Source organism: Telluria sp. ZB4P36 (assembly GCF_059685865.1).
In genome coordinates, this window is the sequence record NZ_JCASIE010000003.1 from 288,994 (window position 1) to 309,163 (window position 20,170).

At 65.1% G+C, this 20,170-nt stretch carries 19 protein-coding genes; 6 read left to right on the forward strand and 13 right to left on the reverse strand.

The features are described from left to right. Positions 1 to 6: 6 nt before the first annotated feature. The 4 genes from AC56LK_RS06520 to AC56LK_RS06535 all read right to left on the reverse strand — a co-directional run bounded on the left by AC56LK_RS06520 (position 7) and on the right by AC56LK_RS06535 (position 4,185). Positions 7 to 417, reverse strand: a complete 411-nt coding sequence (locus AC56LK_RS06520; RefSeq protein WP_497183753.1) for an NUDIX domain-containing protein — start codon at positions 415 to 417, stop codon at positions 7 to 9. Next, positions 410 to 1,300, reverse strand: coding sequence for an ATP-binding protein (locus tag AC56LK_RS06525; RefSeq protein ID WP_497183754.1), 891 nt, complete (start codon positions 1,298 to 1,300; stop codon positions 410 to 412). Before AC56LK_RS06525 ends, AC56LK_RS06520 begins: the two co-directional genes overlap by 8 nt. A gap of 4 nt (positions 1,301 to 1,304) precedes the next feature. Further along, entirely contained in the window at positions 1,305 to 2,543 is a 1,239-nt protein-coding gene (gene argJ, locus AC56LK_RS06530) for a bifunctional glutamate N-acetyltransferase/amino-acid acetyltransferase ArgJ (RefSeq protein ID WP_497183755.1), read from the reverse strand. Positions 2,544 to 2,988: 445 nt separating this feature from the next. Next, positions 2,989 to 4,185: an RNA-guided endonuclease InsQ/TnpB family protein gene (locus tag AC56LK_RS06535; RefSeq protein ID WP_497183756.1), complete on the reverse strand. Its 1,197-nt coding sequence runs from the start codon at positions 4,183 to 4,185 to the stop codon at positions 2,989 to 2,991. 106 nt (positions 4,186 to 4,291) lie between these two features. Here AC56LK_RS06535 and AC56LK_RS06540 point away from each other — a divergent pair, with 106 nt between their 5' ends. Further along, positions 4,292 to 4,603 (forward strand): peptidoglycan-binding domain-containing protein, encoded by a 312-nt coding sequence (locus AC56LK_RS06540; RefSeq protein ID WP_497183757.1) that lies wholly within the window; start codon positions 4,292 to 4,294, stop codon positions 4,601 to 4,603. A gap of 21 nt (positions 4,604 to 4,624) precedes the next feature. On the opposite strand, the gene AC56LK_RS06545 is transcribed toward AC56LK_RS06540, so the two are convergent. Continuing rightward, positions 4,625 to 5,221: a hypothetical protein gene (locus tag AC56LK_RS06545; protein WP_497183758.1), complete on the reverse strand. Its 597-nt coding sequence runs from the start codon at positions 5,219 to 5,221 to the stop codon at positions 4,625 to 4,627. A gap of 66 nt (positions 5,222 to 5,287) precedes the next feature. On the opposite strand from AC56LK_RS06545, the gene AC56LK_RS06550 reads away from it, so the two are divergent. Both AC56LK_RS06550 and AC56LK_RS06555 read left to right on the forward strand, forming a co-directional pair. Further along, complete coding sequence (locus AC56LK_RS06550; RefSeq protein WP_497183949.1) at positions 5,288 to 5,377, forward strand: peptidoglycan-binding protein; 90 nt, start codon at positions 5,288 to 5,290, stop codon at positions 5,375 to 5,377. Between the two features lie 120 nt (positions 5,378 to 5,497). Next, complete coding sequence (locus tag AC56LK_RS06555; RefSeq protein ID WP_497183759.1) at positions 5,498 to 6,520, forward strand: MerR family transcriptional regulator; 1,023 nt, start codon at positions 5,498 to 5,500, stop codon at positions 6,518 to 6,520. Between the two features lie 18 nt (positions 6,521 to 6,538). Here AC56LK_RS06555 and AC56LK_RS06560 read toward each other — a convergent pair whose 3' ends face one another. Continuing rightward, positions 6,539 to 7,024: an Lrp/AsnC ligand binding domain-containing protein gene (locus tag AC56LK_RS06560; protein ID WP_497183760.1), complete on the reverse strand. Its 486-nt coding sequence runs from the start codon at positions 7,022 to 7,024 to the stop codon at positions 6,539 to 6,541. 108 nt (positions 7,025 to 7,132) lie between these two features. Here AC56LK_RS06560 and AC56LK_RS06565 point away from each other — a divergent pair, with 108 nt between their 5' ends. Both AC56LK_RS06565 and alr read left to right on the forward strand, forming a co-directional pair. Continuing rightward, positions 7,133 to 8,422: a D-amino acid dehydrogenase gene (locus tag AC56LK_RS06565; RefSeq protein ID WP_497183761.1), complete on the forward strand. Its 1,290-nt coding sequence runs from the start codon at positions 7,133 to 7,135 to the stop codon at positions 8,420 to 8,422. 19 nt (positions 8,423 to 8,441) lie between these two features. Further along, positions 8,442 to 9,533: an alanine racemase gene (alr, locus tag AC56LK_RS06570; protein WP_497183762.1), complete on the forward strand. Its 1,092-nt coding sequence runs from the start codon at positions 8,442 to 8,444 to the stop codon at positions 9,531 to 9,533. 58 nt (positions 9,534 to 9,591) lie between these two features. Here the strand turns inward: alr and AC56LK_RS06575 are convergent, their stop codons facing one another. The 6 genes from AC56LK_RS06575 to secA form a co-directional block, all read right to left on the reverse strand. Then, entirely contained in the window at positions 9,592 to 10,794 is a 1,203-nt protein-coding gene (locus AC56LK_RS06575) for a hypothetical protein (protein WP_497183763.1), read from the reverse strand. After that, positions 10,791 to 12,011, reverse strand: coding sequence for a response regulator (locus AC56LK_RS06580; RefSeq protein WP_497183764.1), 1,221 nt, complete (start codon positions 12,009 to 12,011; stop codon positions 10,791 to 10,793). Before AC56LK_RS06580 ends, AC56LK_RS06575 begins: the two co-directional genes overlap by 4 nt. Continuing rightward, positions 12,008 to 14,185, reverse strand: coding sequence for an ATP-binding protein (locus AC56LK_RS06585; RefSeq protein WP_497183765.1), 2,178 nt, complete (start codon positions 14,183 to 14,185; stop codon positions 12,008 to 12,010). Before AC56LK_RS06585 ends, AC56LK_RS06580 begins: the two co-directional genes overlap by 4 nt. 27 nt (positions 14,186 to 14,212) lie before the next feature. After that, positions 14,213 to 14,995 carry a substrate-binding periplasmic protein gene (locus AC56LK_RS06590; protein WP_497183766.1) on the reverse strand — a complete coding sequence of 261 codons (783 nt, stop codon included), beginning with the start codon at positions 14,993 to 14,995 and terminating at the stop codon, positions 14,213 to 14,215. A 306-nt stretch (positions 14,996 to 15,301) separates the two neighbouring features. Continuing rightward, on the reverse strand, positions 15,302 to 15,538 hold the full coding sequence (locus AC56LK_RS06595) for a hypothetical protein (RefSeq protein ID WP_497183767.1): 237 nt from the start codon (positions 15,536 to 15,538) through the stop codon (positions 15,302 to 15,304). A 79-nt stretch (positions 15,539 to 15,617) separates the two neighbouring features. Beyond that, positions 15,618 to 18,401: a preprotein translocase subunit SecA gene (gene secA / locus AC56LK_RS06600; RefSeq protein WP_497183768.1), complete on the reverse strand. Its 2,784-nt coding sequence runs from the start codon at positions 18,399 to 18,401 to the stop codon at positions 15,618 to 15,620. Positions 18,402 to 18,710: 309 nt separating this feature from the next. Here secA and AC56LK_RS06605 point away from each other — a divergent pair, with 309 nt between their 5' ends. Then, positions 18,711 to 19,175, forward strand: a complete 465-nt coding sequence (locus tag AC56LK_RS06605; RefSeq protein WP_497183769.1) for a DciA family protein — start codon at positions 18,711 to 18,713, stop codon at positions 19,173 to 19,175. 15 nt (positions 19,176 to 19,190) lie between these two features. Here the strand turns inward: AC56LK_RS06605 and lpxC are convergent, their stop codons facing one another. Next, the gene (gene lpxC / locus AC56LK_RS06610) at positions 19,191 to 20,126 is read right to left on the reverse strand and encodes a UDP-3-O-acyl-N-acetylglucosamine deacetylase (protein WP_497183770.1); all 936 of its coding nucleotides are present in this window, start codon (positions 20,124 to 20,126) and stop codon (positions 19,191 to 19,193) included. Positions 20,127 to 20,170: the final 44 nt, after the last annotated feature.

Consider the following 20,170-nt stretch of genomic DNA (forward strand, 5'->3'; position numbering starts at 1 on the left):
GGCGCTCTAAGCGAAACGTACCCGGTCGAGCCACTCAAGCAAGGGTATCGTCGCCGGCAACAAGGGACTGACGCTGTACCCGCCCTGCCAGGCAAAAGCCTGCCCTTCCAGGCTTTGCGGCTCCCCTTCCCACTCGCGGCAGATATAGAAGTACAGGCGCACGTGCGCGTGCTCGTACACGTGCTCGACGCAGCACCAGGCCTCGCCACTGAGGACCCGGATACCCAGCTCTTCGACGAACTCGCGCTGCAGCGCGTGGAAGATGTCCTCGCCCGGTTCGACTTTCCCGCCCGGGAATTCCCAGTAGCCCGCATAGGGCTTGCCTTCCGGGCGCTGGCCCAGCAGCACGTCGCCGTTGGCGCGCATCAGGATGCCGACGGCGACGTCGACCGGCTTTGCCTTCACTGCTTCATTCATTCGTTTCACTGTCCGGCAGTCTGCCGGCATAGTCCTTCGCAAATTGCCATGCCACCCGGCCCGAACGCGAACCGCGCTGCAGCGCCCACTGCAAGGCTTCCATGCGCGCAGACGCGATATGCTCCGGCGTGCAGCCGAAGCTGGCCAGCCAGTGCGCCACGATGTCGAGGTAGTCGTCCTGGCGGAAGGGATAGAAGGACAGCCACAGGCCGAAGCGCTCCGACAGCGAGATCTTCTCTTCGACCGTCTCGCCGGGATGCAAATCGCCCTCGTCGCCGTGGGTATAGCCGGCATTGTCCGACATCTTTTCCGGCATCAGGTGGCGCCGGTTCGAGGTCGCGTAGATCAGGACGTTGTCCGATTGCGCCGATATGCTGCCGTCGAGCGCCACCTTGAGCGCCTTGTAGCCGGCCTCACCCTCCTCGAAGGACAGGTCGTCGCAGAACACCACGAAGCGCTCGGGCCGGCCCGCCACCAGGTCGACGATGTCGGGCAGGTCGGCCAGGTCGGCCTTGTCGACTTCGATCAGGCGCAGGCCCTGGTCGGCGAAGCCGTTCAGGCAGGCCTTGATCAGCGAGGACTTGCCGGTGCCGCGCGCGCCGGTCAGCAGCACGTTGTTGGCCGGGCGGCGCAGCACGAACTGGCGGGTGTTCTGCTCGATCTGGCGCTTCTGCACCTCGACGTGCTGCAGGTCCTCGAGCCGGATGCTCGACGCATGCAGCACTGGCGCAAGGTACTTGCCGCCGCCATTCACCCGCTTGCGCCAGCGGAAAGCGAAGCTGCGCTTCCAGTCCGGCTCGCGCGGCATGGCCGGCGGCAGCACCGCCTCCACCCGCGCCAGCAGGGCTTCGGCGCGGTGCAGGAACTGTTCCAGTGGCGTCATCCGGTCAGGAACGGTAGTCGGCGTTGATCGAGACGTAGTCGTGCGACAGGTCGCAGGTCCAGACGGTGGCCGCGGCCTCGCCGCGTCCCAGGGTGACGCGCACGGTGATCTCGGCCTGCTTCATGACGCGCTGGCCATCTTCTTCCTTGTAGTCCGGGTTGCGTCCGCCTGCCTTGGCCACCCACACGTCGTCCAGGTAGAGGTCCAGTTTGGTGGTGTCGAGGTCGTCCACGCCGGCATAACCGATGGCGGCGAGGATGCGGCCCAGGTTCGGGTCCGAGGCGAAGAAGGCGGTCTTGACCAGCGGCGAGTGCGCGATCGAGTAGGCGATCTTGCGGCATTCCTCCACGCTGGTCCCCTGCTCCACCGTGATGGTCATGAACTTGGTCGCGCCTTCGCCGTCGCGGATGATCTGCTGGGCCAGGTTGCGCGAGATGTCGGTCACGGCCGCCTTCAGCGCTTCGTACTCGAAGCCGCTGGCGGCGTCCACGCGCAGGCTGCCCGTGCCGGTGGCGACGATGATGAAGGAGTCGTTGGTCGAGGTGTCGCCGTCGATCGTGATGCTGTTGAACGAATGGTCGGCCGCATGCTTTACGAGTTCGTCCAGCACCGGCTGCGCCACGTGCGCGTCGATCGCCAGGTAGCCGAGCATGGTCGCCATGTTCGGCTTGATCATGCCGGCGCCCTTGCTGATGCCGGTCATCGTCACCGTGTGGTCGCCGATGTTGACGGTGCGCGAGGCCGCCTTCGGCTGGGTGTCGGTGGTCATGATCGCCTCGGCCGCGTTGAACCAGTTGTCCGCCTTCAGGTTCGCCACGGCGGTCGGAAGGCCGGCGACGATCTTCTGGATCGGCAGCTGCTCGAGGATCACGCCGGTGGAGAACGGCAGCACCTGCTGGGCATCGAGGCCGAGCAGCTTCGCCACTTCGGCGCAGGTGGCCTGGGCGTTGGCCAGGCCCGGCTCGCCGGTCGCGGCATTGGCATTGCCGGTGTTGACCACCAGCGCGCGGATCGGCTTGCCGCCCTTGGCGACGGCCGCCAGGTTGGCCTTGCTCACCTGGACCGGCGCGGCGCAGAAGCGGTTCTTGGTGAAGACGCCGGCCACGGTCGCGCCTTCTGCCAGCTTCATTACCAGCAAGTCCTTGCGGTTGGGCTTCTTGATACCGGCTTCGGCAAAGCCGATCTCGATGCCGTTGACGGGTTTCAGCTCAGCTGCGACTGGCAGGGGGGAATTGACGGCCATGGCGATCTCATGAAAGAAAAGATAGGTAATCCGATATTGTACTGCCAGCGGCGCCAGCGGCGAGCGGGCCTGTCCGCTTCCACGTTTGCACCGGTTTTCATGCATGACGCATGAAGCGATAACCCGTGCTTACAGGTCCTTAATTGCGGCTTATGTACGGACTTTCAGCGGCACCTTGCGCACGATTCATGTCTGGCGAAATGTTGTTTCGAATCAATCCCTTACATTTCGCCCATGCGGAATATGCATATACCCATCAGGCACGGATTCGGCATGTTTTTGCCCTTCCGAGCGCCCTTCCGGCCATCGACCGGGACACTCGCATCACACCGGAACAGGCGGCGTCCGACACACGTAGCAACATCCGCGCTGCCGCCGCCCTGCTGGCCCACTATGGAGCCCGCAAGAACAAGGGCTTCCGTTCTTCCAGACCTACGCAAAGCTATCAATAGTTAACTTTGCCGCTGGATTCCTGCTTCACCGGGGCCGGTTTCGCCTTGTGCTCGCGCGCCAGGCCAGCGCCTTCCCCTCCACAGGCCGATGCAGTAGAACTTACCGCCATGCTTTTCAGGTTTATGGCCGCATTTACGTCGCGGTCGTGGGACGCGCCGCAGCCTGGGCAGGTCCAGTGCCGGACATCCAGCCCGAGGGTGTCCAACCGATGTCCGCAGTTGCAGCATAGTTTGCTGCTCGGGTACCAGCGCTCCGCCACGACCACCTGCGCACCACGCCAGGCTGCCTTGTATTCCAGCTGGCGCCGGAACTCATAAAAACCCATGTCGGCGATGGCGCGTGACAGCCTCCTGTTGGCCAGCATGCCTTTTACATGCAGGTCCTCAATGCCGATCGTGTGGAAGCGTCTCGTGATGCTGGTGGTGAGCTGGTGCAGGCCCTCGCGCCTCACGCTGGCGATCCTGGCATGCAGCCTTGCCAGTTTCACCTTCGCCTTGTGCCGGTTGTGCGAGTTCTTGACCTTGCGCGACAGGCTGCGCGACAGGCGGCGCAGGCGCCCCAGCAGTGAGCGCAGCGCCTTCGGGCCTGCAATCGTCTCTCCGGTCGACAGCGTCGCCAGCGACGACACACCCAGGTCGACCCCGACCGCGCCTTGGTTTTCGGCAGGCGACAGGGATAGGTCAGGGGTATCGACGGTGATGCTGGCGTACCAGTGGTCCGCAATGCGTGAGACGGTGGCCGACACGATCCTGCCCGTAAAGCGCAGGGCCTCGCGCATGCGTACCCACCCGAGTTTGGGGATCCGGAATTTCCTACCCTCGACCTGGAACAGGTCATTGCTAAGCGTAAAACGGTCGTGCTGTCCTTTCCTGCGGAACCGTGGGTAGCGTGCCCGTCGGGCAAAGAAATTCTTGAAGGCCTCGCCCAGCTGCATGATCGCAATCTGCGGGGCGTTCTTGGTCACCTCGAGCATCCACGGGAATTGCTGGCGCTTGACTGCATTCAATTGGCGCCGCAGTGCAGCCTCATTCGGCTTGGGCAGCGACGGGTCGACCTTGCACGCCTCGTACTGCCGCTGCCACTCGTCCAGCGCCCAGTTGTAGGCGAACCGTGCAGTGCCGGCCGCGCGCGCCAAGTACGTGGCCTGCACGTTGTTCGGATCGAGCCGGATGCGGTGGGCAACGAACATTGGATTCCCCCCCACATCCATGCGGGCATGGCGGGTAAATTAGTTATATTGCCTCAGACCGTTCGATCCCCGGGAAGGTTCACTGCGAGCTGATCGAGCCCGACTAATGGCGAACAACCGCTGCAAACTGAATAAATCCGAGCAATTCTGCGCAATTTCTCTGCAAACTTTTCAAACCCGCTCAAGGACTGGGAAGCCGCGGTGGCGAGCTACAGCGGCTATCCTGACCCAGGATGGCGATTCCGGCGCCAAGGTGCGTGCGGTGCAAAGCCAGCTCAATGAGAGCGGCGCGGGCATCGCGGTGGACGGCGCCTTCGGCCCGGCGACCGCGACGGCCGTGAGGAACTTCCAGACCTCGAAGGGCTTGAGCGCGGACGGCATCGTCGGCGACGACACCTGGAACAAGATGGCCTGGTAATTCCAACTGGTGCGCGTGCCGCTATCGTGGCGGGCGCGCACCTGCCGGCTGACTGCAGTCCTGCGCAAGACGCTTGGCGCGGAGGACCACCCTGGTACGGATGGGCGCCCTCCCGACGCCCTGCTCTTTCGCCTCCATCTCGGCGAGGGTGCGTCGTGCGGCTTCGCGTTCTTCGGGATCGCCGTTATTGGCCACCTCGGCCATCATCCTGCGCAGATCCGGATTGGTCCGCAGCCCCGCGCCGCCAGCCGAAGGGTGACGCTCTTCTTCCAGGATGGACTCCCAGGTCTGCTCGTCCACCTGGCGGACCGAGAAGTGCGCCCGGCCCCATGGACAAGTGCTGTCGAACACAACGCGATCGCCTTGCAGCACACCCGGCACGTCGGCGCAGCCGCTGTCGCGCATCGCTTGCGGCAAGCCTCTGCGTTGCGCGGTCTCCGCGCAGTGCAGCTCCGGCTTTTGTAACACGGCACCGTCGTCCGGATTGCGAAGACCGAGATCCGCCGTGGCCTGGAGCTCGAACAGGCCGGATGGCGCGAAATGGCGGTCCTCCGGTCCGGCAGCGCCCGTGCCCAGCGCCAGTACTGTCCCCAACAGGATCCATCGTGTTCCGCGCATGCCGCCTCCGCCTTGTCGAAGCATCATCCTAACCCCAGCGGCGTCGCACCGGATTAATGGCAGGGCCTGCAGGGCGCATTTTATGCGCAGCGGTTCGAGAATTTGAGCGCGGACGGCATCGTCGGCGACGACACCTGGAACAAGATGGCCTGGTAGTTCTCCCCCGGGACATGCCTGCCCTTATCATGGCGGCACGCATGTCCAACAAAGCGCTTGACCCTCACGCAAGGTGAGGCTCCAGAGTGGCGCTACGCATGAAGATCAGGGAGAAGCTCGATGTTGAAAGTGGGAGAACTCGCGGCACGCGCCGGTCTGACGGTCCGCACGCTGCACCATTACGACAGCATCGGCCTGCTCTCGCCTTCTGCGCGTTCCGATGCCGGCTACCGCCTTTATGACCGCGACGACGTGGCGCGCCTGCAGCAGATCCAGGCCCTGCGCAGCTTCGGCATGGCGCTGGCCGACATCGGGGCTTACCTGGACAGTCCGGACGCCTCGCCGCTGGCCGTCGTCGAGCGCCAGTTGGCAAGCCTCGACCGGCAGATTGCCGAAGCAGCGCAGATGCGCGCGCAGCTGCTGCGCCTGCGCACGCGCCTGGCCGCCGGCGAGGAGACCGACCTGTCCATCTGGCTCAACACACTGGAGGGAATGCAGATGTACGAGAAATACTTTACGAAAGAAGAACTGGCGCGCCTGCCGCTGTACCAGGACCGCACGGCGCAGGCCGAATGGCAGGAGCTGGTCACGCATGCGCAAGGCCTGATGACGGGGAATGTGGCGCCCGGCTCGGAGAAAGCGAATGCCTTCGCGGTGCGCTGGCTCGAACGCCTGGAGCGCGATACCGGCGGCAACCCGGCATTCGTCCTGCAACTGACCGCCATGACCTTGCAGGACCCGGAAGCGCAACAGCAATCCGGCCTGACGCCCGAACTGCTGGCCTATATGCGGGCCGTCATCGCGGAAGTGCGCTTTGCGATCTACGGACGCTACCTGCCGGCGGCCACGGTGGAACGCATGCGCCGCCATGAAGCGGCGCATGCGGACGACTGGGTCGTGCTGGCGACCCGGATACGCGCCTGCATGCAGCAGGACCCCGAGGCCCGGTCCATTGATGCCGGGCAGCTCGCGCGCCACTGGTTCGCCCTGTTCACCGACATGGTGGGCGACGATCCCGAGGTGGTGGCGCAGTTCCGCGCCGCCTACACTGCCGAGCCGCTGCTCCGCCTCGGAACCGGGATTGGCGACGACTTCATGGTTTTCCTGCGCAAGGCCATGGACAGCATGGGCGTCCGGGCCTGAGCAGGGAACGCGGCGCTGTCAGCGCGGGATCGACAGCGCCAGCGTTTCCTTCAGCTCTTCCATCACCACGTAGCTCTTCGACTGCCCGGCATCGGCCACGTGCAGGATCTCGCCCAGCAGGCGGCGGTATTCCGACATTTCCGGGATGCGCGCCTTGATCAGGTAGTCGAAGTCGCCCGACACCAGGTGGCACTCCATCACCTCGGGAATGCCGAGCATCGCGCGGCGGAAACGGTCGAAGGCCTTCTCCGATTTCTGCTGCAGGGTGATCTCGACGAACACCAGGATCTGCAGGCCCATGGCCTGCGGATTCACGCGCGCGTGATAGCCGGCGATCACGCCGTCGCGCTCCATCCGCTTGACCCGTTCGATGCAGGGCGTCAGCGACAATCCGACCTGCTCGGCCAGGTCCTTCATGACGATGCGCGCATCATCCTGCAGGATGGATAAGATATGCAGGTCGATCTTGTCGAGCACGCGATGGGAGTTTTTCTGGACGCGCATGAAGTTTCACTGAAAACGTGTGTATTAACAGAAACCATTATTCCACTACCAGCGGTATCATGGCAATCTTTTCTGAATCGGCTTCTTTCTCTAGGAACTAGGCACATCATGCGCGTTCTCGTACTGGGCAGCGGCGTGGTCGGCGTGACCACCGCATACTATCTGGCCAAGGCTGGCCACGACGTCACCGTCATCGACCGTCAACCCGGCCCTGCCCTGGAGACGAGCTTCGCCAACGCCGGCCAGATCTCGCCGGGCTATGCCTCGCCGTGGGCGGCGCCTGGCATCCCGCTGAAGGCCGCGAAATGGCTGTTCCAGAAGCACGCGCCGCTGGCGATCCGCCCGGACGGCTCGCTGTTCCAGCTTGCCTGGATGTGGCAGATGTACCGCAACTGCACCGCCGACCGCTATGCCGTCAACAAGGAACGCATGGTGCGCCTGGCCGAGTACAGCCGCGATTGCATCCGCCAGCTGCGCGCGGACACCGGCATCGAGTACGAGGGCCGCAGCCTGGGCACCATCCAGCTGTTCCGCACCCGGCAGCAGCTGGACAGTGCAGCCAAGGACATCGAGGTGCTGAAACAGGCCGGCGTGGAGTACGAACTGCTGCTCGGCCATGACCTGGGCAAGGCCGAACCGGCGCTGGGCAAGCACGGCACCCTGGTCGGCGGCCTGCGCCTGCCGAACGACGAAACCGGCGACTGCCAGCTGTTCACCACCCGCCTGACCGCGATGGCGCGCGACCTCGGCGTGCGCTTCGAATTCGACACCGGCATCCGGGCCCTCGACATCGCCGGCGGCCAGATCGCCGGCGTCCGCACCGACAAGGGTGTCCGTACCGCCGACCGCTACGTGCTGGCGCTGGGCAGCTACTCGCGCCTGCTGCTGAAGGACCAGTTCACGGTGCCGGTCTACCCGCTGAAGGGCTACTCGATCACCGTGCCGATCACGGACGCTGCCCGCGCCCCGGTGTCGACCATCCTGGACGAGACCTACAAGATCGCCGTGACCCGCTTCGAGGACCGCATCCGCGTGGGCGGCATGGCCGAGATCGCGGGCTACAGCAAGTATCTGAACCCGGCGCGCCGCGAGACCCTCGAGATGGTCGTCAACGACCTGTTCCCGGGCGCCGGCGACACCGCCAAGGCCAGCTTCTGGACCGGCCTGCGCCCGATGACCCCGGACAGCACTCCGGTGGTCGGCGCCACCCCGCTGCGCAACCTGTTCATCAACACCGGCCACGGCACCCTGGGGTGGACCATGGCCTGCGGCTCGGCCAGCGTCATCGCCGACCTCGTGAGCGGCAAGAAGCCGGCCATCCGCGCCGACGACCTGGCGGTGTTCCGCTACGCCGGCACCCCGCAGGGCGGCGCCGCACCGCAACTGGTCAAGGCGTAAGTCAGGCATGGTGGATTCGGTGGATGCGTCCCGTGCCGGGGCGCTGTTGACGGTCGACCTGGGCGCGATCCGCGACAATTACCGGCTGCTGGCCGGAATGAACAAGGGCGCCTGCGCGGCCGTCATGAAGGCCGACGCCTACGGGCTCGGCATGGAACAGGTGGCGCCCGCGCTGGCGCTCGAAGGCTGCAAGGTATTCTTCACCGCCCACCTCGACGAAGGCATCCGGCTGCGCCAGCTGGTGCCCGGGGACTGCAGCATCTACGTGCTGCATGGGCCGCCGCCGGGCACTTCGCGGGATTTCTTCCAGTACGACCTGCGGCCGGTGCTGAACGATCCGGCTCAGCTGCAGGAATGGCGCGCACTGGCGCAGACGCTCGGCCGCGAACTGGCGGCCGCGATCCAGTTCGATACCGGCATGTCACGCATGGGCATCGCGCCCGCCGATCTGACCGCCCTGAGCGCCCGCTCCGACTTGCTGGAAGGCGTCCTCCCTACCCTCGTGATGAGCCACTTGGCCTGTGCGGACGAAGCTTGCCACGCCATGAACGAGGCGCAGCGCCGCAGGTTCGACGAATTGCGCGCGTTGTTCCCGGGCGTGCCGGCCAGCCTGGCCAACTCCTCGGGCATCTTCCTCGGTCCCGCTTATCACTACGACCTGCTGCGTCCGGGTGCGGCGCTGTACGGCATCAATCCGCAGCCGGGCAATCCGAATCCGCTGAAGCAGGCGGTGTCGCTGCATGCGCGCGTGGTGCAGGTGCGGTCCGTGCGCGACGGCGACGTCGTCGGGTATGGCGCGCATCATGCCGTGTCCGGCGAGCGCCGCATCGCGACCGTCGCGGTGGGCTATGCAGACGGCTGGTTCCGGTCCTTGTCGGGACGCGGGCAGGCCTTCATCGACGGCGTCCCGGTGCCGGTCGTGGGGCGGGTGTCGATGGACAGCATGGGGCTGGACGTGACGGGGATTGCGCCGGAGCGCGTCGTGCCCGGGGCGGAGGTGGAGCTGATGGGCTCCTCGCACACGGTGGATGAAGTGGCGGCGCTGGCGGGGACGATCGGGTATGAAGTGCTGACGCGCCTTGGCAGCCGCTTCCATCGGCGCTACCTTTGATTGAAACGGCTGGAACCGGCGCCCAACCACAACGGACTTGCATCGCTCAGCGCGACGCTCAGAAGTAATACCCCGCCTGCAGATTGACACGCCGTGAGTACCCGCGCGCACTCGCCGAGGTCGCCGCCAGCCCACTGAAATCGGGCGTCATGTAAGGCTGGTGCTTCGCGTGCATCAGGTCGACGTAGAAGAACCATTTGCCGCCCGAGAAGCTCATCCCGCTGACGTGCTGCAGCGAGTCCTCGTAGCCGCCGGTCTTTTTCTTCAGCACGCTGTAGTCGTGATACAGCTTCAGGCCGGTGAACGGACCGAGGCTGCCGGGAATGTCCACGCTCAGGTTCAGCACGTGCACCACGCCCCTGGCCGCGACCGGATACGGATAGCCGAAGGCGCCCAGCATCACGAAACTGTTGGGGTCGAGTCCGCCGAAGGTCTCGCCAGGCAAGTGGCGGGTGTCGTTGCGGTAGTACAGCGTCTGGGCCATCAGCGTCCACGGGCCGTGGCTGCCCCGCGCGTGGACTGCCGCCGCGCGCCGCGGACTGCTGGCGCCCGTCCTGCTGCGGATTTCGCCATGCAGTACCGACAGGCCGAGTTCGGCCTTGGCCGGCCCCTCGATATGCCAGGCGCCGCGCGCGACCAGGGTGTTGCGCTCGCGGTCCGCCTGTCCCGTTCCATAGCCCTGTTCATCGTCGTCGGGGACGATGTCGTAGGAATAGCGGTTGGCGGCGCCCGCCGTGTTGGCGCCGCCGCCGTAGGAACCGCCGTCGCGCGGGAAAAAGCCCACGCGCCATTCCACCGGACCGCTGCGCCAGATGCCGTTCACGCCGAGGTCATGGCTGTCCTCGAAGCCGAGATAGTAGGCGATCGATTCGAAGAAATTGTTTGACGCGAAGGGAAGCAGGCCGAAGCCCAGCTTGTCGAGACCCACATGCAGCTCGCGGCCCTCGCTCAAGCGCACGCCGGCCCAGCCATGGTGGAGGAAGTGGTTGCTGTACCCGCCCTGCCCCGCCGGAAACCGGTTGTAGCGGTACTGGGCCGACCCGATCAGGCGTCCATCGTCGTAGTTCAGGTCCAGCCGCGCCGTGTCGAGCCCGACGAAGCCGTGCCGGTGTTCGGGCTGCCAGTCCTTGTAGACGTAGTTGAAGCGGACTGCCCCGCCGATGTCGAGCGGCGATGCGGGCGCGGTCGCTGCGCCGGCGCAGCTGGCGGCAAGCAGTAGCGCGGCGCCGAGGAGCCCGCGAACGGTGTGAGGTCGGTTCATGCGGATGTGTCCTGCTGGATCGGTAGATGGACGGTGAAGCGGGTGCCCTTGCCCAGTTCGCTATGGACTTCGATGCGCCCGCCGTGACGCTTGACGATGCCGTAGGACACCGAAAGGCCGAGGCCGGTTCCGGTGCCGATCGGCTTGGTGGTGAAGAATGGTTCGAAGATGCGCTGCATCGTCTCGGCGCTCATGCCGCTGCCGGTATCCTCGATCGCGACCCATACCCATTCCCCGGCCTGGCCGGTGCGGATGGTGATCTTGCCGCGGCCGGAGATCGCATGGGCTGCGTTCACGAGCAGGTTCATGAACACCTGGTTGAGCTGCGAAGCGACGCACTGGACCTGGGGGATGTCGCCGTATTCCTTGACCACCTCGGCCTTCTGCTTGATCTCGCTGGTGACGATGTTGAGGGTACTGTTCAGGCCGCGGTGCAGGTCGGCGAACACGGCGCCGGCACTGTCGACATGCGAGAAGTCCTTCAGCGACTGGACGATGTCCTTCACCCTTTGCAGGCCCTCGCGCGATTCGCTCATCAAGGCCCCGAAATCCTCACGCAGGTAGTCCACCTCGGCGGCATCCTTCAGTTCCCGGATGCGCGCCGCGATCGCGGGATCGGGGCCGGCGGCCTGTTCATAGCCGTCGATCACGCCGAACAGGGTGGCCACGTAGGATTGCAGGCTGGCCAGGTTGGAGCTGACGAAACCGATCGGGTTGTTGATCTCGTGGGCGACGCCGGCGGCGAGCTGGCCGATCGAGGCCAGCTTCTCGGACTGGACCAGGCGGTCGTTCGCTTCCTGCAACAGGCGGTTCTGCTCCGACAGCTGCTTGTGCATCTGGCGCAGCGACAAATGGGTCTGGATGCGCGCCAGCACTTCCATAATGCGGATCGGCTTGGTCACGTAGTCGACGCCCCCCGCCTCGAAGGCGGCCACCACGTTGTCGCTGTCCGTCAGTGCCGTCATGAAGATCACCGGAATCTGGACCGTGTCGCTGTGCTGCTTGAGCCGGCGGCAGGTTTCCAGGCCGTCGATGCCGGGCATCATGACGTCGAGCAGGATCAGGTCGGGCTGCACCAGGCGGCAGCGCTCGAGCGCCTCCTCGCCGTCGCGCGCGACCAGCACGCGGAAGTCCTGCTCTTCGAGGAACTCGACGAGCACCCCGATGTTGGCGGGTACGTCGTCGACGATCAGGATGGTTTGACGTTCGGTCTTCATGCGCCCTCTTCCACATACTTTTGCGCCAGTTCCAGCAGCGCCTTCGACTGGTATTCCCTGGCCAGCTGGCGCAACTGCTGAGCGAAGCCGGCATGCGCCGGCCCGGACGCCTCGATTTCGTCGGCCAGGTCACGGATCCCGCGCATGTCGCCCTCGCGCGCGAGACGGTAGAGACGCTCGAGCAGGGTGCGTGCGGGCAGCGCCGGTTCGCCCGCGTCAAGGGCGTGCGCAGGCGGCGCCGCATCCGCTTCGTAGCACAGCGTCAGGCCCAGCAGCCGGCCCAGTTGCTCCAGCAAGCCGTTCTGGTGCACCGGCTTGGTCATGAAGACGTCGACGCCGGCAAGCATGCAGTTGCCCTGGTCTTCCTCGGTCACGCTGGCCGAGACCGCGATGATCGGCAGCGCCGCCCCGCCCGGCATCCGGCGTATTTGGCGCGTCGCCTCGAGGCCGTCCATCACCGGCATGAGGATGTCCATCAGGACGGCGGCGGGGAACTGGGCGGCGACGCTGTCGCAGGCTTGCTGGCCGTTGCAGGCGAACGCGACCTCGAAGCCCATGCTGGTCAACAGGTCGCCCAGCATGTTGCGGTTGGCCTCGATGTCGTCGACGATCAGGATGGTCTGTCGCGCACCCAGGTAGCCGGCCACGTTGCGCTCGGAGCGGGGCGGCGGCGCGCCCTTTGCCGCCGGCTCCGCCGCCAGGGTGAACCAGAACCGGCTGCCCTGCCCGGGCGCGCTGTCCACCTGGATCTCGCTGCCCATCATGGCTGCCAGCTGCCTGCTGATCGACAATCCGAGGCCGGTGCCGCCCGATCGGCGGTGCGCCTCGCCCACCTGTTCGAAGGGCTGGAAAATGTGCTCCAGCTGGTTGGCCGCCATCCCCACGCCGCTGTCGCTGACTTCGAAGCGCAAGGCGATACGCCCATCGGCGCCGGGCACCCCACCGCCGGTCACGCACAGGCTCACCTGGCCCCGGTCGGTGAACTTGACCGCATTGCCGAGCAGGTTGAGCAGGATCTGCAGCACCCGCTTTTCGTCGAGCAGCACGAACGGCAGGTGCTCGGGGACGCTCGCCTCGAACACCAGGCCCTTCTGCTCCGCGCGGACCTGGATGATGCGGGTCACGCCCGCGACGAAGGACGCGACGTCGACCGTCGCAAGCAGCAGCTCGAACTTGCCGGATTCGATCTTGGCGAGGTCGAGCAGGTCGCTGATGAGCATCAGCAGATGTTCTGCGCTCTGCTCGATCGTGTTCAGGCCGGTCTCCTGGCGCTGGTCGAGCGCCTTGTTGCGTTTCAGGATCTGGGCGTAACCCAGGATCGCGTTGAGCGGCGTGCGCAATTCATGCGTCATGCTCGCCAGGAAGGTGCTTTTCGCGCGGTTGGCGAACTCGGCCTCCTCCTTGGCCACCTGCAGTTGCCCGGTGCGCTCGCGCACCAGCTCCTCGAGGTGCTCGCGGTGACGCTGCAATTCCAGTTCGGTCCGGGTGCGGATGGTGATTTCCGTTTCCAGCGCCGCGTGCTTGGCCTGGACCTCGACGAAATAGGCGTGCAGCGCCTGCCGGGTGTGTTCCACGCTGCGCCCCAGGGCGCCGATTTCGTCGTTCCTGCGCCAGACAAAGGGACGCGAGAAGTCGCCCTGGGCCAGGCGGGCGGATTCCTGCATCAGGCGTCCGATCGGCTGGAGCAGGCGGCGCTGCAACAGCGTGACGATCATGACCATGGACAGCAGCAAGGCGCCGCCCACCGTCAGCGCGAAGTGAATCCGCTCGCTGGCGATCTCGGCGTCGATCAGGCCACTCGCCATTTCCAGGTCGACGCTGCCGATCACTTCGCCGTCGCGCACGACCTCGCGCGTCACATGGCTGCTGTTCCCGCGTCGGCGCGCCGGATAGGCTTGCGACAGGAACACGCCGGTCCTGCGGTCGCTCACTCTGACCGATACGATGCGATCGTCGAGGAACAGCGATGCCAGCAAGGGCCGCCCGGCATCGGTGTTGACGTCCCACAGGGGCTGCTGCATGCCCAGCGCCAGGATCTCGGCCATGCGGCGGTGCTCGATTTCCCAGCGGCGCGTCATCGCTTCCTCGCGATTGCGGTTGGCGTAGACGTTGATCGAGGCCGGCACCAGCAGGCCGACGGCGACAGCCAGGACGATTGCGTAACGCAGCTTCAAGGACAGCTCCCGGTCAGGCGCAAAGGGCTAGCGGCGTTCCGCACCGAGGCTGCGCTCGAGCTGGTCGAGATAGGCATGCTCGATGGCCGCGATGTCGGTGCGCGCCAGCGCGTCGTCGAAGGCCTGCTTCAGTGCCTGGCCGTTTGGCGTGCGCTGGAAGCACACGTGCAGGCTGAGCTTCGCGATTGGGCGCTCGTCGAACACGAAGCGCGCGCGATCCTTGCGCAAGTCGGGGTCGGATGCGAGCAGGTAGCGCCACACGGCCTTGTCGATCACTACGGCCCGGATTCGTCCGGCCAGCAGCTTCTTGAGGTTGGTTGTGTCGTTGACCGATGCGTCGACCGTCAGCTTGCCGCCCTCGACCATACGGTCGAAGGCTTCGCCATTGGAGTAGCCCAGCACGACGCCTAGCTTGCTGCCAACCAGGTCGTCCAGGGCACGCCACTGCAGGGGCGCGTCGGCCAGCACCGCCAGGCCGATCGTGCTCTGTCCCACGGGGGCCGAGAAATGGCATTGGCGCGCGCGCTCGGCCGTATGATAGGCGGGGAAATAACCGGCGTAGTCCGGATCGCCGCCGCCGACCTGCATGGCGCGCTTCCAGGGAAAGTAGTCGATCCTGATGCTCTGGCCGAAGCGCGCCGCGAGCGCCTTGGCTACGGCGCCGGACATGCCGCCGTTGGGCAGGCTCTTGCCCGTGTACGGCAGCCATTCCAGGCTCGCCAGGCGCAAGGTCTGCGTCTCCGCAAGCGCCGCCCGGGGCAGCCCGGCAAGGGCGGCAAATGCCAGCGTCAGCGCAGCGAAGGCTTTCATCGTGATTCCCCACGCAAATAAAAACGAGTGTAGCGCTGAAACCGGCCGTCGCGGCGGTCTTGTTGCGTCACGGCAACAGACCTTGCCACAGGAGCTTCAGGCAGGCCTGCTCGATGCAGTAGAACGCAATGTTCCCCAGTGGTCGATGAGCTTCAGTCCAGCGCAATGCCGACACTGCAGGTGCATGGACGGATGCCAGCAAAGCATCATGAAGTGGAAGGGATGTAAAAGTCATCTACTCTTCCTACGAAATTTGACCAAGATGAAAGGTCCGCTCTTGGCCCGGTGCGGACCGTCATATGCCTGCTAACGATTTTCTGGGTTCGTACGTCGTTCAGGAGGATCACCCTCCTCGAAGCCAGCGACAAACACCATGAGCAAGTCGCTCGCCACCTTCGCATCCCCGCCTTCGAGTAGGTTGTTCGCGATCTTCCTCAACTCGACCGGGCTGAGCTTGCCGTCATTGTTATCGAATGCGCGTCTCGTTACTTTGCCGAGCTCGAATACCAGCTCGGCAATCTCAGTATTAGCTCTTTCGCTCATGTCATCCCTTTCAACTACGCGAACATAAAAAAACGGCCGGGTTCAAGCCCGGCCGTTTCCGCTTACACCATCGCAGCGATCACGCCAGCCTGCCGTGGCACTGCTTGAACTTCTTCCCGCTACCGCAAGGGCAAGGATCGTTGCGGCCGACCTTGATGCCCATGTAGGTGCTGTGGTCTTCCGCCGCCACCGCCGCGGAATCGCTGCGCACCGGGTTCGGGTTGAGCAGTTCTTCCGGCGCCGCCGACGGGTTGAAGTCGGCGTGCTGGTAGTTGATGTTTTCCAGGTGCGACACCGAGGCCGCCATGGCCGCTTCCGCCGCCTCGACCTCCTCGCGGGTCTGGATGCGGACCGTCATCACGGTGCGGATCACTTCGTTCTTGATCATGTCCAGCATGCTGCTGAACAGTTCGAAGGCTTCGCGCTTGTACTCCTGCTTCGGGTTCTTCTGGGCATAGCCGCGCAGGTGGATACCCTGGCGCAGGTGGTCCAGCGCCGCCAGGTGCTCGCGCCAGTGGGTGTCCAGGCTTTGCAGCATGACGTTGCGCTCGAAGCCGCCGAAGGATTCGCGGCCGACCACCGCCACCTTGTTCTCGTACGATTCTTCGGCGGCCTTCAGCACGCGCTCGAGGATGTCGTCGTCGTTCAGGTTCGCGTCCTCGGCCAGCATCTGCTGCAGCGGCACGTTCAGCGACCATTCGGCGCCCAAGACGGCTTCCAGCGACTTGATGTCCCACTGCTCTTCGACCGATTCGGCCGGCACGTACTGGCGCACCAGGTCGGTGAACACGCCGGCGCGCAGCGAGGCGATCAGCTCGGCCATGTCGACCGATTCCAGCAGCTCGTTACGCTGGGTGTAGATCACCTTGCGCTGGTCGTTGGCGACGTCGTCGTATTCCAGCAGCTGCTTGCGGATGTCGAAGTTGCGGGCCTCGACCTTGCGCTGGGCGGTCTCGATGGAACGGGTCACGATGCCCGCCTCGATCGGCTCGCCTTCCGGCATCTTCAGGCGTTCCATGATCGCGCGCACGCGGTCGCCGGCGAAGATGCGCAGCAGCGGATCGTCCAGGCACAGGTAGAAGCGCGAGGAACCCGGGTCGCCCTGGCGGCCCGAACGGCCGCGCAGCTGGTTGTCGACCCGCCGCGATTCGTGGCGCTCGGTACCGATGATGTGCAGGCCGCCCGCGCCGACCACGTGGTCGTGCAGCGACTGCCATTCGTCGCGCAGCACCTGGGCTTGCGCGGCCTTGTCGGCGTCAGGCAGCGCGTCGTTGGCTTCGATCAGCTGGATCTGCTTCTCGACGTTGCCGCCCAGGACGATGTCGGTACCGCGGCCCGCCATGTTGGTGGCGATGGTGATCATCTTCGGACGGCCGGCCTGCGCGATGATTTCCGCTTCGCGGGCGTGCTGCTTGGCGTTCAGCACGTTGTGCGGCAGATTGGCCTTGGTCAGGATGCCCGAGAGGAGTTCCGAGTTCTCGATCGAGGTGGTACCCACCAGCACCGGCTGGCCGCGTTCGTAGCAGTCGCGGATGTCGTTGAGCATCGCGTTGTACTTCTCTTCGGCCGACTTGTACACCTGGTCCTGGCGGTCCTTGCGCTGCGACGGCTTGTTCGGCGGGACGACCACGGTCTCGAGGCCGTAGATCTCCTGGAACTCGTAGGCTTCGGTGTCGGCGGTACCGGTCATGCCGGCCAGCTTGCCGTACATGCGGAAGTAGTTCTGGAAGGTGATCGAGGCCAGGGTCTGGTTCTCGTTCTGGATGCGCACGCCTTCCTTGGCTTCCACGGCCTGGTGCAGGCCGTCCGACCAGCGGCGGCCGGTCATCAGGCGGCCGGTGAATTCGTCGACGATCACCACCTCGTTGTTCTGCACCACGTAGTGCTGGTCCTTGTGGTACAGGACGTGGGCGCGCAGCGCCGCATACAGGTGGTGGATCAGGGTGATGTTGGCGGCGTCGTACAGCGAAGCGCCTTCCGGCAGCAGGCCCCATTCGGTCAGGATGGCTTCGGCGCGCTCGTGGCCGGCCTCGGTCAGCAGCACGGTGTGCGCCTTCTCGTCCTTGATGTAGTCGCCCGGGACTTCGATCTGGCCCTTGCCGTCCGGGGTCTCCTCGCCGATCTGCAGGGTCAGCAGCGGCGGCAGCGCGTTCAGGCGGTGGTACAGGTCGGTGTGGTTTTCGGCCTGGCCGGAGATGATCAGCGGGGTGCGCGCTTCGTCGATCAGGATCGAGTCGACCTCGTCGACCACCGAGAAATTCAGGCTGCGCTGCACGCGTTCGCGCACGTCGTAGACCATGTTGTCGCGCAGGTAATCGAAGCCGAATTCGTTGTTGGTGCCGTAGGTGATGTCCGAGGCGTAGGCTTTCTGCTTGCTGTCGTGGTCGAGCTGCGACAGGTTCACACCCGTGCTCAGGCCCAGCCAGCCGTACAGGCGGCCCATCGATTCGGCGTCGCGCTGGGCCAGGTAGTCGTTGACGGTAATGACGTGCACGCCCTTGCCCGACAGGCCATTCAGGTAGACCGGCAGGGTCGCCATCAGGGTCTTGCCCTCACCGGTGCCCATTTCCGCAATCTTGCCCTCATGCAGGACCATACCGCCGATCAGCTGCACGTCGAAGTGGCGCATCTTCATGACGCGCTTGGCAGCCTCGCGGCAGACGGCGAAGGCTTCCGGCAGGATCTCGTCGAGCGTTTCTCCCTTGGACAGGCGGTCCTTGAACTCCGGCGTCTTGGCCTGGAGTTCGGCGTCCGACAGCTTTTCCATCTGGGGCTCGAGCGCGTTGATCTGACGCACGGTCTTTTGGTATTGCTTGAGCAGACGCTGGTTACGGCTGCCGAAAATCTGGGTCAGGAATGACATTGCTGTGTTCTAGAAAATTACGCCGCAAAAAGAGCCAGGGGAGGATCATCCAAGTGACCCGCCGAAGACCGCCTATGGCAAAAAGCTACTGATTTTATCATGCGATCCGGCCACACTTGGGGTCAATGGGCAGGATAACAAGGCTGCTCAACAGCAGAATGTTATCAAATTGCACTGTTCGCCCGCGTTCCGCTGCGCCGGCCACAATCGGGCGGCGTGTTTGCACGCATATTTTTGTGCGCAGATCGTGCGCATCTTGTGATATGTTGCGGGCATAGCGAATCCCCCTCCTTTCCTCCTCATTCCCCAGTGCATATCTACGGTACCAAGAACCGGCAAACCTCGATCGTTGCGACGGACTTCCTGCGCAAGAACGACCGCATGGCCAGCCTGCTGCCCGCCGCGATGCGCATGGCGCGCCTGCAGTCCGACTGCGCCGCGATCCTGCCTGTCCTGGCCGGCAATACCGACGTGATCTCTTTCCAGGATGGGGTGCTGGTGCTCGCCGTGCCGAGTTCGGCCGTGGCGGCCAGGATGAAGCAGATGCTGCCCAAGCTGCAGTCGGCGCTGGTGCAGCGCGGCTGGGTGGTGGAAGCGATCAAGCTGAAGGTGCAGGTGGCGCGCGCCATGCCCGAGAAACCGGAGATGCGCACGCTGGAGCTGCCGAAGACGGCGGTGCAGGCCTTCGAGGAGCTGGCGGAATCGCTGGAAGAGACCAGCCAGAACAAGGACCTGGTGGCGGCCCTCAGGCGCCTGGCGGAGAAGCGGAAGTAATCCTGCGTCCTGGCCTTACATCTGGGCCCACTCGCGCGTCATCTGGCGCAGGTAGGACGGCGGCGCCTCGCTCAGCGAATCGAACTCTACCCATTCATACGCATCCGGCGTCGCCAGCAGCTTGCGCAGCAGCTCGTTGTTGAGCGCGTGCCCCGACTTGTGGGCCGTGTAGCTGGCCAGCAGCGGGTGCCCGACAATATAGAGGTCGCCGATCGCGTCCAGGATCTTGTGGCGCACGAACTCGTCCTCGTAGCGCAGGCCGTCCGCATTCAGGATGCGGTACTCGTCCATCACGATCGCGTTTTCCAGCGAGCCGCCGCGCGCCAGGCCCAGGCCGCGCAGGGTTTCCACGTCCTGCATGAAGCCGAAGGTGCGGGCGCGCGCCACGTCGTGCACGTAGGACACGTCGCCGAAATCGACCGAGGCGCGCTGCATGGTGCCGTCCACGGCCGGGTGGTTGAATTCGATGAAGAAGTCGAGCTTGAAGCCGTCGTAGGGCGACAGGCGCGCCCATTTCTCGGCCGCGCCCGTGCCATGGCGGATCTCGACGTCCTTCAGCACGCGGATGAATTTCTTCGGCGCGTCCTGCTCTTCCAGGCCGGCCTGCTGCAGCAGGAACACGAAGGAAGCGGCCGAGCCGTCCATGATCGGGATCTCTTCGGCCGTCACGTCGACGGTCAGGTTGTCGATGCCCAGGCCGGCGCAGGCCGACATCAGGTGCTCGACGGTGGAGACGCGCGCCCCGTCCTTGATCAGGACCGTGGCCATGCGGGTCTCGCCGACCACGTCGGCCGCGCTCGGGATGGCGACGATCGGGTCGTAGTCGACGCGGCGGAAGGTGATGCCGGCCCCGGGCGGCGCCGGACGCAGGGTCAGTTCGACCTTGGTGCCCGAGTGGACGCCGACACCGGTGGTGCGCACGACCTGCTTGATGGTTCGTTGTTTCAGCATCCGGCGATTATAGCCCAGCGTTTTCAGCGGCGCTGACGGCCCCC